Origin of the sequence: Novosphingobium mangrovisedimenti, assembly GCF_025153475.1 — a bacterium.
Classification (GTDB): domain Bacteria; phylum Pseudomonadota; class Alphaproteobacteria; order Sphingomonadales; family Sphingomonadaceae; genus Novosphingobium; species Novosphingobium mangrovi_A.
This window is the reverse complement of sequence record NZ_JANZXA010000007.1, coordinates 194643-208389: the sequence shown is the minus strand read 5'-3', so window position 1 is coordinate 208389 and position 13747 is coordinate 194643. Positions and strand designations below refer to the sequence as shown.

The 13747-nt window shown below is 63.2% G+C and carries 19 protein-coding genes; 16 read left to right on the top strand and 3 right to left on the bottom strand.

What is annotated here, in order from left to right; all coding sequences use genetic code 11:
- Positions 1–2: 2 nt before the first annotated feature.
- Together grxD and NZK81_RS12220 are read left to right on the top strand one after the other, a co-directional pair.
- Positions 3–317, top strand: a complete 315-nt coding sequence (gene grxD, locus NZK81_RS12225; RefSeq protein ID WP_260046368.1) for a Grx4 family monothiol glutaredoxin — start codon at positions 3–5, stop codon at positions 315–317.
- A gap of 2 nt (positions 318–319) precedes the next feature.
- Positions 320–790, top strand: a complete 471-nt coding sequence (locus NZK81_RS12220; protein ID WP_260046367.1) for a TOBE domain-containing protein — start codon at positions 320–322, stop codon at positions 788–790.
- A gap of 33 nt (positions 791–823) precedes the next feature.
- On the opposite strand, the gene NZK81_RS12215 is transcribed toward NZK81_RS12220, so the two are convergent.
- Together NZK81_RS12215 and NZK81_RS12210 are read right to left on the bottom strand one after the other, a co-directional pair.
- Complete coding sequence (locus NZK81_RS12215) at positions 824–1030, bottom strand: TOBE domain-containing protein (RefSeq protein WP_260046366.1); 207 nt, start codon at positions 1028–1030, stop codon at positions 824–826.
- 62 nt (positions 1031–1092) lie between these two features.
- The gene (locus NZK81_RS12210; RefSeq protein ID WP_260046365.1) at positions 1093–1524 is read right to left on the bottom strand and encodes a response regulator; all 432 of its coding nucleotides are present in this window, start codon (positions 1522–1524) and stop codon (positions 1093–1095) included.
- A 366-nt stretch (positions 1525–1890) separates the two neighbouring features.
- Here NZK81_RS12210 and nifH point away from each other — a divergent pair, with 366 nt between their 5' ends.
- The 13 genes from nifH (at position 1891) to NZK81_RS12145 (ending at position 12529) form a co-directional block, all read left to right on the top strand.
- On the top strand, positions 1891–2772 hold the full coding sequence (gene nifH / locus NZK81_RS12205) for a nitrogenase iron protein (RefSeq protein ID WP_260046364.1): 882 nt from the start codon (positions 1891–1893) through the stop codon (positions 2770–2772).
- 81 nt (positions 2773–2853) lie between these two features.
- Positions 2854–4356 carry a nitrogenase molybdenum-iron protein alpha chain gene (nifD, locus tag NZK81_RS12200; protein WP_260046363.1) on the top strand — a complete coding sequence of 501 codons (1503 nt, stop codon included), beginning with the start codon at positions 2854–2856 and terminating at the stop codon, positions 4354–4356.
- A gap of 35 nt (positions 4357–4391) precedes the next feature.
- Positions 4392–5951, top strand: a complete 1560-nt coding sequence (gene nifK / locus NZK81_RS12195) for a nitrogenase molybdenum-iron protein subunit beta (RefSeq protein WP_260046362.1) — start codon at positions 4392–4394, stop codon at positions 5949–5951.
- A 142-nt stretch (positions 5952–6093) separates the two neighbouring features.
- Positions 6094–7596 (top strand): nitrogenase iron-molybdenum cofactor biosynthesis protein NifE, encoded by a 1503-nt coding sequence (gene nifE / locus NZK81_RS12190; protein ID WP_260046361.1) that lies wholly within the window; start codon positions 6094–6096, stop codon positions 7594–7596.
- A gap of 2 nt (positions 7597–7598) precedes the next feature.
- A complete protein-coding gene (nifN, locus tag NZK81_RS12185; protein ID WP_260046360.1) occupies positions 7599–8984 on the top strand; it encodes a nitrogenase iron-molybdenum cofactor biosynthesis protein NifN in 1386 nt (461 codons plus the stop codon).
- Entirely contained in the window at positions 8981–9385 is a 405-nt protein-coding gene (nifX, locus tag NZK81_RS12180; protein WP_260046359.1) for a nitrogen fixation protein NifX, read from the top strand. Before nifN ends, nifX begins: the two co-directional genes overlap by 4 nt.
- 1 nt (position 9386) lies before the next feature.
- Positions 9387–9845: a NifX-associated nitrogen fixation protein gene (locus tag NZK81_RS12175; RefSeq protein WP_260046358.1), complete on the top strand. Its 459-nt coding sequence runs from the start codon at positions 9387–9389 to the stop codon at positions 9843–9845.
- A gap of 15 nt (positions 9846–9860) precedes the next feature.
- Positions 9861–10064, top strand: a complete 204-nt coding sequence (locus tag NZK81_RS12170) for a CCE_0567 family metalloprotein (protein ID WP_260046357.1) — start codon at positions 9861–9863, stop codon at positions 10062–10064.
- On the top strand, positions 10061–10363 hold the full coding sequence (gene fdxB, locus NZK81_RS12165) for a ferredoxin III, nif-specific (protein ID WP_260046356.1): 303 nt from the start codon (positions 10061–10063) through the stop codon (positions 10361–10363). The genes NZK81_RS12170 and fdxB overlap by 4 nt, the downstream gene beginning before the upstream one ends.
- 73 nt (positions 10364–10436) lie before the next feature.
- Positions 10437–11060, top strand: coding sequence for a nitrogen fixation protein NifQ (locus tag NZK81_RS12160; RefSeq protein WP_260046355.1), 624 nt, complete (start codon positions 10437–10439; stop codon positions 11058–11060).
- Positions 11057–11479 carry a group III truncated hemoglobin gene (locus NZK81_RS12155; RefSeq protein WP_260046354.1) on the top strand — a complete coding sequence of 141 codons (423 nt, stop codon included), beginning with the start codon at positions 11057–11059 and terminating at the stop codon, positions 11477–11479. Before NZK81_RS12160 ends, NZK81_RS12155 begins: the two co-directional genes overlap by 4 nt.
- Complete coding sequence (locus NZK81_RS12150; protein ID WP_260046353.1) at positions 11476–11886, top strand: Rieske (2Fe-2S) protein; 411 nt, start codon at positions 11476–11478, stop codon at positions 11884–11886. The genes NZK81_RS12155 and NZK81_RS12150 overlap by 4 nt, the downstream gene beginning before the upstream one ends.
- A gap of 67 nt (positions 11887–11953) precedes the next feature.
- A complete protein-coding gene (locus NZK81_RS12145) occupies positions 11954–12529 on the top strand; it encodes an NAD(P)H-dependent oxidoreductase (protein ID WP_260046351.1) in 576 nt (191 codons plus the stop codon).
- Between the two features lie 21 nt (positions 12530–12550).
- On the opposite strand, the gene NZK81_RS12140 is transcribed toward NZK81_RS12145, so the two are convergent.
- Positions 12551–13159, bottom strand: coding sequence for a hypothetical protein (locus tag NZK81_RS12140; protein ID WP_260046350.1), 609 nt, complete (start codon positions 13157–13159; stop codon positions 12551–12553).
- 263 nt (positions 13160–13422) lie between these two features.
- Between NZK81_RS12140 and NZK81_RS12135 the strand changes: the two genes are divergently transcribed.
- Positions 13423–13743 carry a HesB/IscA family protein gene (locus tag NZK81_RS12135; protein ID WP_260046348.1) on the top strand — a complete coding sequence of 107 codons (321 nt, stop codon included), beginning with the start codon at positions 13423–13425 and terminating at the stop codon, positions 13741–13743.
- Positions 13744–13747 lie beyond the last annotated feature (4 nt).

Sequence of the window (13747 nt, the reverse complement as noted above, 5' to 3'; positions counted from 1 at the left end):
CGATGGCCACCTCCGACCGTATCCGCCAGCTCGTCACCGAGAATGAGATTGTCGTGTTCATGAAAGGCGTTCCCGAATCCCCCCAGTGCGGGTTTTCCGCCGGCGTGGTGAAAGTGCTTGACGCGATCGGCCGTCCCTATGTCGGCATCAACGTGCTCGATGACCCGTTCCTGCGCGAAGGGATCAAGGAATATTCCGACTGGCCGACACTGCCCCAGGTCTATGTCGGCGGCGAGTTCATCGGTGGCTGCGACATCGTGCGAGACATGTACGCCAGCGGCGAACTGCAGGCGCTGTTTCCCTCAGAAAGCGCCTGACCATGGCCAGCCTCAGCCCATTGGCCATGCCGGCCCAGCGGCGGTTGCGCACCAGTGCGCGCAACATGCTCGACGGTATCGTGACGGCCGTTGTTCACGGCCCGATCAATGCCGAAGTCGGCCTGCTGGTGAACGACAGCATCGTGATCGATGCGCTTGTCACCAATTCCTGCATCGCCGCGCTGGACATCAGGCCCGGCGGCCGCGCGGTGGCCCTGATCAACGCCAGCTTCGTCACGCTGCTGGCCGATACGCCCGGCCTGCGCCTGTCGGCGCGCAACCTGATCGGCGGGACCGTGGTCGACGTGACCGACAGCCCCGTCGAAAGCGAAGTCGTACTGGACATCGGCGGCGGGCGCGAGCTGGCCGCGATCGTGACCAGTCATTCGCGCCGGGAACTTGATCTCGTCCCCGGCGCGCAGACGCTGGCCTGCTTCAAGGCCGCCCACATCATCCTGGCCGCCGAATACTGACGGAAGAATGCGCCGGCCGGCAGAAGCGGCCGACTACTTCCCGATCAGCACGTCGCTGGCCTTGATGATCACCGTCACTGTATCACCCACCGCCAGGCCCAGTTCGGCAATGGCTTCCTCGGTGATGTTCGAGGTGACGACGTTGCCGCCGCCGATATCGACCTTGATCGAGCCGTTCACGGCGCCGGGGGCGATCGCGGTGATCGTCCCGGCAATCTGATTTCGTGCACTGATCTTCATCTGGTGGCACTCCTTGTTGAAGGTTGTGCCTTGCAGACATCCTGCCCGAGCGGAGGGAGCCGTTACAGGCCCCCCAGTTGTACCAGCGTTGCGCCGCCCGCGCGCCCCAGAACCGTATCTACTTTCTGGCGCACGGCCTCGATCCGCAGCGGCTTCATCAGCGCGCCCGCGGCACCGGCCTTGAGCGCGGCAAGTCCCAGTTCCTCATCCTCCTGGCCGGCGACGATCAACACGCGTGCGGCCGGGTAGCGGGTGGCGATCTCGCCAATGACCTCGATCCCGTTGGCCTGCAGAACCGACATGCCCAGGATGAACACGTCCGGCATCAGCCAGTCCTGCCCCTTTTCGAACGCTTCGGCGAGGCTGGTGAGTTCGTGGGTCTCGATCTCGTCGTGCAGCATGAACTGCAGCGCGGCGCGGGTGATCTCGTCTTCGTCGACGACGAACACGCGCCGCTGGTCGACCGCCTTGGATGTTTCGACACCGATTTGCATGGGCTTCTCCGTCATTTGGGACGGTCTTTCCCAAGCAAGTCGCGCGCCAATCCTGCTGCGCTGCAAAAACGGCGCATTGTGTGCGGCTTTGTCTGCGGGAACGCGCCCGTTGCATGTGTCCTTTGCGACATTGCGGCGTGTTTGTCCGCTTTGTCACATGGCCCGACAGGACGCGACATTCCCTCGAGACGCCCGGATTTGTGCCGTTTTGTTGCGGCTGCGAGCATTTGGCACAGCCATTGCAGAAGGGCTGGCGCAGCGGCGTTTCGCCCGCTGACCCGCCGCAGGAGCACACATAAGCGACGGGGAGAGTCCGGGCCGGGCGACCGCTCCGGAATAGACCGCGCAACAGCTTAGGAGCATGCAATGTCACTTCGTCAAATCGCCTTCTACGGCAAGGGCGGCATCGGCAAGTCCACGACTTCGCAGAACACGCTCGCCGCGCTCGCCGATCTCGGCCAGCGTATCCTTATCGTCGGCTGCGACCCCAAGGCCGATTCCACCCGCCTGATGCTTCACGCCAAGGCGCAGGACACCATCCTCTCGCTCGCCGCCGAGGCCGGTTCGGTCGAGGACCTCGAGCTCGAGGACGTCATGAAGATCGGCTACAAGGACATCCGCTGCGTTGAATCGGGCGGTCCGGAGCCGGGCGTCGGCTGTGCCGGTCGCGGCGTCATCACCTCGATCAACTTCCTCGAGGAAGAAGGCGCCTACGAGGACATCGACTACGTTTCCTACGACGTGCTCGGCGACGTTGTCTGCGGCGGCTTCGCCATGCCGATCCGCGAGAACAAGGCCCAGGAAATCTACATCGTCATGTCGGGCGAGATGATGGCCATGTACGCGGCGAACAACATCTCGAAGGGCATTCTCAAGTACGCCAACTCCGGCGGCGTGCGCCTGGGCGGCCTCATCTGCAACGAGCGCCAGACCGACAAGGAACTGGAACTGGCGGAATCGCTCGCCGGCAAGCTGGGCACCTCGCTGATCCACTTCGTGCCGCGCGACAACATCGTGCAGCACGCCGAGCTGCGCCGCATGACGGTGATCGAATATGCGCCTGAATCGAACCAGGCCAACGAATACCGCCAGCTGGCGGAGAAGATCCACAACAACGCCGGCCAGGGCATCATTCCCACTCCCATCACGATGGACGAGCTGGAAGACCTGCTGATGGAGCACGGCATCATGAGCGCTGTCGACGAAACCCAGGTCGGCAAGTCGGCTGCGGAACTCGCCGCCGGCTGATCTTCCGAGAGATCCCGGGCCTGCGCAACCAACCTCTCACGCAGGTCCGGGACCCACGGATCACACCAGGAGTGCATAACCATGAGTGTCTCGACCACCACCGACATCGAAGCTGTCAAGGAACGCAACCGGGCGTTGATCCAGGAAGTCCTTGAAGTTTATCCGGCCAAGGCCGCCAAGCGCCGCGCCAAGCACCTCAACGTCTCCGAAGAGGGCAAGAGCGACTGCGGCGTGAAATCGAACATCAAGTCGATCCCCGGCGTGATGACCATCCGCGGCTGTGCCTATGCCGGCTCGAAGGGCGTGGTCTGGGGCCCGATCAAGGACATGATCCACATCAGCCACGGTCCCGTCGGCTGCGGACAGTATTCCTGGGCGGCCCGCCGCAACTACTACATCGGCACCACCGGCATCGACACTTTCGTGACGATGCAGTTCACCTCCGACTTCCAGGAGAAGGACATCGTCTTCGGCGGCGACAAGAAGCTGGCCAAGATCATCGACGAGATCGAGATGCTCTTCCCGCTCAACAAGGGCATCACTGTCCAGTCCGAATGCCCGATCGGCCTGATCGGCGACGACATCGAGGCGGTTTCGAAGTCCAAAAGCAAGGAATACGAGGGCAAGACCATCGTTCCGGTGCGCTGCGAGGGTTTCCGCGGCGTCTCGCAGTCGCTTGGCCACCACATCGCCAACGACGCCGTGCGCGACTGGGTCTTCGACAAGGCCGGCGACAAGGAGCCGCTGTTCGAACCCTCGCCCTACGATGTGGCGATCATCGGCGACTACAACATCGGCGGCGATGCCTGGTCCAGCCGCATCCTGCTGGAGGAAATGGGCCTTCGCGTGATCGCCCAGTGGTCGGGCGACGGTTCGATCGCCGAACTGGAAGCGACGCCCAAGGCCAAGCTCAACGTCCTGCACTGCTACCGCTCGATGAACTACATCTCGCGCCACATGGAAGAAAAGTACGGTGTTCCCTGGGTGGAATACAACTTCTTCGGCCCGAGCAAGATCGAGGAATCGCTGCGCAAGATCGCCAGCTACTTCGATGAGAGCATCCAGGAAGGCGCCGAGCGCGTGATCGCCAAGTACAAGGCCCTGACCGAAGCGGTCATCGCCAAGTACAAGCCGCGCCTCGAAGGCAAGAAGGTCATGCTCTACGTCGGCGGCCTGCGTCCGCGCCACGTGATCGGTGCCTATGAGGACCTCGGCATGGAAGTGGTCGGCACCGGCTACGAATTCGGCCACAACGACGACTACCAGCGCACTGCCCAGCACTACGTCAAGGACGGCACGCTGATCTACGACGACGTGACCGGCTACGAGTTCGAGAAGTTCGTCGAGAAGATCCAGCCCGACCTCGTCGGTTCGGGCATCAAGGAAAAGTACGTCTTCCAGAAGATGGGCGTGCCGTTCCGCCAGATGCACAGCTGGGACTACTCGGGCCCCTACCACGGCTACGACGGCTTCGCGATCTTCGCCCGTGACATGGACATGGCGATCAACTCGCCCGTCTGGAAGATGGCCCCGACGCCCTGGAAGAAGGACGACGGCGACTATCTCGCGATCGCGGCCGAGTGACCGGCTTCACCCCCATATTCTGACAGGAGGCTCATATGCCCCAGGACGCTAATCAGGTTAAGGACCACTTCGAGCTGTTCCGCGGTGAAGAATACACCGACATGCTCGCCAAGAAGAAGGCCGAATTCGAAAACCCGCACCCCGCCGAAGAGGTGGCCCGGGTTCGCGAATGGGCCAAGACCGAGGAATACAAGGACCTCAACTTCAGCCGCGAGGCGCTCACCATCAACCCGGCCAAGGCTTGCCAGCCGCTGGGCGCGGTGTTCGCCGCCGTCGGGTTCGAGAGCACGCTGCCGTTCGTTCACGGATCGCAGGGCTGCGTTGCCTACTACCGCTCGCACTTCTCGCGCCACTTCAAGGAGCCGACCTCGTGCGTCTCCTCGTCGATGACCGAGGACGCAGCGGTGTTCGGTGGGCTCAACAACATGGTCGACGGCCTCGCCAACGCCTACAACATGTACAAGCCCAAGATGATTGCGGTTTCGACCACCTGCATGGCGGAAGTCATCGGGGACGACCTCAACGCCTACATCAAGACCGCGAAGGAAAAGGAATCGCTTCCGCAGGAATTCGATGTTCCCTTCGCCCACACCCCCGCTTTCGTCGGCAGCCACATCACCGGCTACGACAATGCCATGAAGGGCATCCTCGAGCACTTCTGGGACGGCAAGGCCAATACCGTCGACAAGATGGTGCGCGAGCCCAACGGGAAGATCAACTTCCTCAACGGGTTCGACGGCTATGCGGTCGGCAACCTGCGTGAAGTGAAGCGCATCTTCGACATGATGAAGATCGAATACACGATCCTGGGCGACCAGTCCGACGTCTGGGATACCCCGACCGACGGCGAGTTCCGCATGTACGACGGCGGCACCACGCTGGAGGATGCGGCGAACGCGCTCCACGCCAAGGCGACCGTTTCGATGCAGCAATACTGCACCGAAAAGACGTTGCCCTTCATCGCCAACCACGGGCAGGAAACGGCTGCGTTCAACCACCCGATCGGGGTCGAGGCGACCGACAGCTTCGTTATGGAAGTTGCCCGTCTCGCCGGGGTCGAGATCCCCGATGAACTGGCCAAGGAACGTGGCCGTCTGGTCGACGCGATCGCCGACTCCAACGCCCACATCCACGGCAAGAAATTCGCGATCTACGGTGATCCCGACCTTGCCTATGGCCTCGCCAAGTTCGTGATGGAACTGGGCGGCGAGCCGGTCGTGGTGCTCTCCACCAATGGCGGCAAGGCCTGGGCGGCGAAGATGCAGGACCTGTTCGACTCCTCGCCCTTCGGCGCGAACTGCAAGGCCTATCCGGGCAAGGACCTGTGGCACATGCGCTCGCTGCTGTTCACCGAGAAGCCCGACTTCCTGATCGGCAACACCTACGGCAAGTACCTTGAGCGCGACACCGGCGTGCCGCTGATCCGGATCGGCTTCCCGATCTTCGACCGGCACCACAAGCACCGCTATCCGGTGTGGGGCTATCAGGGTGGTCTCAACGTCCTCGTGACGATCCTCGACCGGATCTTCGAGCACATGGATGCGACGACCAATATCCCGTCCAAGACCGACTACTCGTACGACATCATCCGCTGATGTCTGTCGGCAGCGCCTGGAATCTCCCCTCCCCTTCAGGGGAGGGGCCGGGGGTGGGGGCTCTCCCCGGGCGCTGCGCCGCATTGATAGCCCCCACCCCAACCCCTCCCCTGAAGGGGAGGGGCTTGCAGGAGCCCAGACGATGACATCGTTGTCCCAGACCATCCAGGACGTGTTCAACGAGCCCGGCTGCGGCAAGAACCAGGCGAAGTCGGAAAAGGAACGCAAGAAAGGCTGCACCAAGCAGCTCCAGCCCGGGGGCGCGGCCGGCGGTTGCGCCTTCGACGGGGCGAAGATCGCGCTCCAGCCGATCACCGACGTTGCCCATCTGGTGCACGGGCCGATCGCCTGCGAAGGCAATTCCTGGGACAACCGGGGCGCCAAGTCCTCTGGCTCCTCTCTCTACCGCACCGGCTTCACCACCGACATGACCGAGAACGACATCGTCTTCGGCGGGGAGAAGCATCTGTTCAAGGCGATCCGCGAGATCGTCGAGAAGTACGCGCCGCCGGCGGTCTTCGTCTACCAGACCTGTGTGCCGGCCATGATCGGTGACGACATCGACGCGGTCTGCAAGGCCGCGGCCGCCAAGTTCGGCACGCCGTGCATTCCGATCCAGTCGCCCGGTTTCGTCGGCCCCAAGAACCTCGGCAACAAGCTCGCGGGCGAGGCGATGCTCAAGCACGTCATCGGCACCGAGGAGCCCGAATACACGACGCCCTATGACATCAACATCATCGGCGAATACAATCTGGCCGGCGAACTGTGGCAGGTGAAGCCGCTGCTCGACGAGCTGGGCATCCGCATCCTCTCCTGCATATCGGGCGATGCGAAGTACAAGGAAGTCGCCTGGTCGCACCGCGCGCGGGCGGCGATGATGGTCTGCTCCAAGGCGATGATCAACGTCGCCCGCAAGATGGAGGAGCGCTACGAGATCCCGTTCTTCGAAGGCTCGTTCTACGGCATCGAGGACATGTCCGACAGCTTGCGCGAGATTGCCCGCCTGCTCATCGAGCGCGGCGCCGATCCCGAGCTGATGGACCGCACCGAAGCGGTGATCGCCCGCGAGGAAGCCAAGGCCTGGGCCGCGATCGCGCCTTATCAGGAGCGCTTGTCGGGCAAGAAGGTCCTGCTCGTGACCGGCGGCGTGAAGAGCTGGTCGGTGGTCGCCGCGCTGCAGGAAGCGGGCATGGAGATCGTCGGCACCTCGATCAAGAAGTCCACCAAGGAAGACAAGGACAAGATCAAGAAGCTGATGGGCGATGATGCCCACATGTTCGACGATCTCACCCCGCGCGAGATGTACCGTAAGCTCAAGACCGCCGAGGCCGACATCATGCTTTCGGGTGGCCGTTCGCAGTTCGTCGCGCTCAAGGCCTCGATGCCGTGGATGGACATCAACCAGGAGCGGCACGTGGCCTTTGCCGGCTATCACGGCATGGTCGAGATGGTGAAAGAGATAGACCGAACCCTGTCAAACCCGGTCTGGCAGGAAGTTCGTCGCCCGGCGCCATGGGAGAGGGCGGGCGCGGCGTCATGGCAGGACCGGGCAATGTCCGAAGACGGATCGAGCCCCGAGGCAGGGGTAGACGGCACTCCACCTTCCGCAACAGGCCCCGCAATCACGGGTCAGGAGGCCGCATAGCCATGGCGCAGGTCGTAAAATCTTCGAAGGCCTGCACGGTCAATCCGCTCAAGATGAGCCAGCCGATCGGCGGCGCGCTTGCCTTCATGGGCATGCGCGGGGCAATGCCGCTGCTGCACGGCTCGCAAGGGTGCACCAGTTTTGGGCTCGTCCTGTTCGTGCGCCACTTCCGCGAGGCGATCCCGCTGCAGACGACGGCCATGTCCGAAGTCGCGACCGTGCTCGGTGGGTTCGAGAACGTGGAACAGGCCGCGCTCAATATCGTCAAGCGCACCAAGCCCGAGATCATCGGCATCTGCTCCACCGGCGTGACCGAAGTGAAGGGCGATGACCTCAAGGGCTTCGTGAAGAGCATCCGGCAACGCCATCCCGAACTCGACGGGGTTGCAATCGTGCAGTGCTCCACTCCCGATTTCTCCGGTGCGTTCGAGAATGGCTGGTCGAAGGCGGTCACCGCCATGATCGAGGAACTCGTCCCCGATGTGCCGGTGGCCAAGCGCGATGCCAAGCGCGTCAATGTCCTGCCCGGCTGCCACCTGACGCCCGGCGACATCGACGAACTGCGCGACATGATCGAGGCGTTCGGGCTGGAGCCGACCTTCCTGCCCGACCTTTCCGGTTCGCTCGACGGACATATTCCCGACGATTTCACGCCGACCACGCTGGGCGGGACCGGCTGCGAGGAAGCGCGGGCGATGGGCCATGCGGGATGGACCATCGCCGTGGGCGAGCAGATGCGAACCCCAGCAGAGGCGCTCGAACGGCTTAGTGGTGTCCCCTACCGCCTGTTCGAGCGCCTCACCGGGCTTGCCGCCTGCGACGAGCTGATCCTGTTCCTGAGCGAGATCTCGGGCCGTCCGGTGCCGCGCAAGTATCGCCGCCAGCGCGGCCAGCTTGTCGATGCCATGCTCGACGGGCACTTCCACATCGGCGGTCGCCGCTTCGCGATCGGTGCCGAGCCGGACCTGCTGTTCGCGCTGGTCTCGACGCTTACCGAAGTCGGCGGGATCGTTGCCTCGGCCGTAACCACCACGACATCGCCGATCCTCGAAAAGCTGCCTTGCGAAAGCGTGATGCTGGGCGATCTGGAGGATCTGGAGAACGGCGCGGCCGACGCAGACATTCTGGTGACGCACAGCCATGGCCGACAAGCGGCCGAGCGGCTGCATCTGCCGCATTTCCGCATCGGCATCCCGATGTTCGACACGCTGGGCGCCGCGCATCTCGTGACGGTGGGATACCGCGGCACGCGCGATCTGATCTTCGCGCTCGGTAACATGCTGATGCACCGCCACCACGAGCCTTCGCCCGACGATTGGCGCAATGCCTGGCCCTCGAGCGAAGGGCCGCAGATTTCACCCGAGCCCGAAAAGGAGCTTGTCCCATGAAAGTCGCCTTTGCCACGCAGGATCTCGAACGGATCGACGCCCACTTCGGTTGGGCCAGAAACCTCGCGATCTACGATCTCACCCCCGAAGGCTGGTCGCTCGACCGGGTCGAGGAATTCAGCGGAGACCTTCAGGAGGACGGCGACGAGGACAAGCTCGCGCCCAAGCTCGAAGCGTTGAAGGGTGTTGCCATTCTGGTGGTGGCCGCGATTGGCGGTTCGGGGGCAGCGCGCGTCGTCGCGCAGAACATCCACCCGATGAAGGTTCCCGAGCCGGAACCGATCGAGGGCATGCTCGAAAAGCTGCGCGAGGTGCTGAACGGCACGCCACCGCCGTGGCTGCGCAAGGTTCTGGCCAAGGACGGCGCGCGCACATTCGATTTCGAAGAAGAGGAAGCGTGAGATGACTGAAGCCGTCGTTGAGGAACCCAGGGTCGAGGGCTTTGCCGCCGCGCTGGTGCGTCAGGTCCGCGCGCAGGACACGCATGGCCACTGGGAGCGCAAGAGCGATCTCGACCTGCTCGAACCCTACATTGTCGACAAGGCCAAGCGGCGCGCGATCCCGATCATCGGCGATCCCGATCCCGACACGCTCTGGCGTCTCGAACTGTTCTACGGTGCGATGTGCCTGGAGATCGAGCGGCGCACCAGGCGCATGGTGCAGCCGATGATGAAGATGAGCCACGAGGGCTTTGGCCGCATGGTCCTGATCGCCGGGCGCCTGATCGTCGTCAACAAGCAGCTTCGTGACGTGCACCGCTTCGGCTTCGACAGCCTCGAAAAGCTCAATGCCGATGCCGAGAAGATGATCGGTCAGGCCGTCGAGATGATCGAGAAATTCCCGGCCGTCGCCGATTACTGAGGGAGAACGCGGAAAATGTCCGATGTCGAAACCCTGAAGGCCGAACTAAAGAAGCTTTCGGCCAAGGCCATGCAGGCGAAGATGGACCTGCACGACCTGTCCGAGGAACTGCCGGTCGGCGTCGAGAATGTCATGGCGACGGCAGAACGCGTCTGCTCCGCCTATGATGCGCTGAATGCCAAGCGGGCTGAGCTCAAGGCGCTGGAGGCGGCATCGTGACCGAGGTTCTCACCCCCCACCTGACCCGGGGCGGGCGCGAATGGACGCCCGACTATCTTGTCTCCATCGATCCCGAGGTCTGTATCGGTTGCGGCCGCTGCTTCAAGGTCTGCGGGCGGGACGTCATGACGCTCAAGGGCGTCAACGAGGACGGCGACATCGTCGAACTCGACGATGATGACGACGATGAAATCGAAAAGCGCGTGATGGCGATGAACGATGCCGATGCCTGCATCGGTTGCGGCGCCTGCGCGCGCGTTTGTCCGACCAATTGCCAGACGCACGCGCTGGCCGCCTGACATAACGAAAACAACGGCGCAAAGCCGATGGGAGAGGGCCTTCATATGCGATGACGTGGCAAGGAGAACGATGATGGGACGTGCCGAATCTTTCTACGCGGAGCTTCTCTGGCAGGGCGGAAGCGCGCGCGTGCCGGCTTTCGACGTTCATATCGCGTCCTGCATCCTTGCCTTGTCCATGTTCGAAGCCGAGTGCGAAGGCACCAGCCTTGCCGATGCCACCGGGCTCGACGGCGAGGAACTGAACGAGCTGTGCCGGATCGTCTTCCCCCGCGCCGATCTGCCCGAGGCAGGGGAACCGCAGGTCGGCAAGGAGGAGCAGGCGCTGCGCGACATCCTCTGGATGAACTGCGCTGAAGCCTCGGTCTTCGAATTGCTGCTGGTCCGGCTCATCGCCCGGCGCAGCCTGCGGCCCAATCATCTCTGGCAGGACCTGGGTCTTGCCAATCGTACGGAGCTGTCGATGCTCATGGAGCAGCACTTCCCGCGTCTTGCGATGAAGAACAGTGCCGACATGAAGTGGAAGAAGTTCTTCTACCGTATGATGTGCACCTCGGAAGGTTTCCGTCTGTGTTCCGCGCCGGTCTGCACCGAGTGCGATGACTTCGAGGCCTGCTTCGGGGCGGAAGACGGCGAGGCGCTGCTGGCTCGGATCGCCAATGGTAAGACGACGGGCGGACAGGAGCTGCACCAGTGAGCGGAGCAAGAGCCCTGGGCCAGGACCCGGAAGTGGCGATCATGGCGATGGTACGCCGTTTCTATACCCTCTCGCTCGATGACGATCTGCTGGGGCCGATGTTTCGTGCCGAGATCGACGATTTCGACGAGCACTACGGCATCGTCGCCGATTTCTGGTCGCATGCACTGCTCGGTACCGATCGCTACAAGCGGGGCACGCCCTATGTCCACCACACCGGTCTGAAAGTGGAGGAAGCGCATTTCGACCGCTGGATGGTCGCCTTCGCGCAGGCCGTGGACGAGGAATTGCCGGATGAACTGGCCGGCCCCGCCATGCAACGTGCGCTGCACATGACCGAGAGCTTCAAGATGGGCCTCTTGCCGCTGAAAGCCCCCGATGCGGCGGCGAGGGCCCGCCCGACAGGCGCTTCGGCATGATGGCGGGCGAACTGTTCGCCATCTGCGGGCTGGAGGACATTCCCAACCGCCGCGCGGTGCCGCTCGTGCTGGCGCGCCGTAACGAGAATGGCGATGTCGTGCCCTGGCCGATCTTCATTCTGCGCTGGGGTCGCAATGTGCGGGCTTTCGAGAACCGCTGTCCGCATCAGGACACACACCTCGACTGGGAGCCGGGCGAGTTCCTTGATGGCGACGGCACGCGCATCCAGTGCGGCAAGCACGGTGCGCTTTTCGATCTGGGCAGTGGCGAGTGCGTCGAGGGGCCTTGCGTGGGACAGCGTCTCGCGGCGATCGATGTCGTCATAGATCCCGAAGGGGACATCTGCCTTTCCGGCTTCAATCTGGTCGAGGAAGACGATTTCGACAGCGGGCAGGGCGCGGAATAGGCGTGCCGGCGCCGCCTGATTGATCCCTGTCATCGTATCGTTCCCATCGCGCGGTAGCATCGCCGTGATGACTCGCGTTCTGATTCTCGACGGTCACCCCGATAACGGCCCGCATTTCATCCATGCGGCGGCGGATGCTTATGCCGCGGGCGCCAAGGCAGGCGGGCACGAGGTGCGGCGTATCGACGTAGCCGTGTTGAACTTTCCCCTGATCCGCTCGGAACAGCAGTACTATGGGCCTGACCTGCCCGACGACATAGCCGAGGCGCAGCAGGCGCTCTTGTGGGCCGAGCATATCGTGCTGCTCTATCCGCTCTGGCTGGGAGAGGTCCCGGCCTTCTTCAAGGCCTTCCTAGAGCAGGTGGCGCGCCCCGATTTCGCATTCGCGCCCAACAAGCGCGGTTTTCCGAAGGGAATGCTGGCAGGGCGATCGGCCCGGGTGATCGTGACGATGGGCATGCCTGCGCCGGTCTATTCGCTCTACTACCGTGCCCACAGCGTGAAGAGCTTCAAGCGCAATATCCTGGAATTGGTGGGAATCCACCCCGTGCGCTATGCGATCATCGGATCCGTTTCGGGATCGGAAAGGCATCGGACGCGATGGCTGGCCAGACTTCGTCGCTGGGGCGAGCAGACCCGCTGACCATCGCGTCCGCGCTGTGCGTCAGACCGGGCGGTTCTCGTTGCGGTTGCGCACCGGCTCCATGGTCGCGACGCCTTCCTCATAGGTGATTTCGGGGAAGGGCATCTTCGTTTCGGTCATGGCATTGAGCACGAATTCGAGCTTTTGCGCGCCGTTCATCTTCTTCACGTCGTTCTTGTCGAGGCCGATGAGGTCGAGCGTTTCCTTCCAGACCGTGGATTCGTCCAGAGGCAGGATCTTCGCGGTCACGCCGCCGGGCAGGGCGATCGTGTAGGTCTTGAGGAAATCAATGTTGTTGACGAAGAAGACGTAGGTCCCCCCGGGCGTCAGCATGTCCCCCAGCACTTCGCCGACCTCCTTGAGCCAGGCGAAATTGTGGAGGTAGCCGGCCATGACGGGGATCTTGCCGGTTGCGGTATCGGCCACGGCCAGCACCTGCTCGATCGAATAGGCCGGCGGGCGCGCTTCGTCGGCGACCTGGTCCTGGAAGGCGAGCGCGATGTCGCCGCGAAAGCCGAATGTCCCGGCCTTGGGCAGCGGTTCCTTGAGCACTGCGTTGAACAGGCGGTGCTGGGCGGCGAGCGTGCCGAAGGCCGTGTCTTCAAGGCGCACGGTATCGAGTGTGGTCATTGTGGTCTCCTGCTGGACTTGCGCGGGGTTCGTGCGCGCGCCTTCCACGCAAGAACCGGGCCGTTTTGTCCTGCCGGGGCCGACAGGGCGTGAGCGTGACGGCTTTGTGTGCATCGCAACATTTGCGCTGTTGCGATTGTGCCAAAGCTGACACGCGCGCGTCGCATTCCCGCCTATGAAACGCAGTTTTCGGCGCGTGTCTGCAATTGGCACGGTGTTTGCTGCACTGCTCTCACGAGACCCCCTAGCGAGAGTGGCTCAACATGATCGAACTCACCGACAGTGCAGTCCAGGCCGTCCGCAGTGCCATCGAGAAGGCTGAAGCCCAGCCGGCGGGCCTGCGCATCCAGGTCGAGGCCGGCGGGTGCGCCGGCTACAAATACATGATGGGCCTCGTCGGTTCCCCCGATGCGGACGACGCGGTGATCCAGAGCGGCGGTGTCAGCGTCTTCGTGGACCCGACCAGCCAGCCGCTCATCGCGGGCACCACGATCGACTTCGTGGTCGCGCTCGAAGGCTCGGGATTCACTTTCGACAACCCCAACGCAACGAACAGCTGCTCATGCGGCAAGTCATTTGGCTGACGGA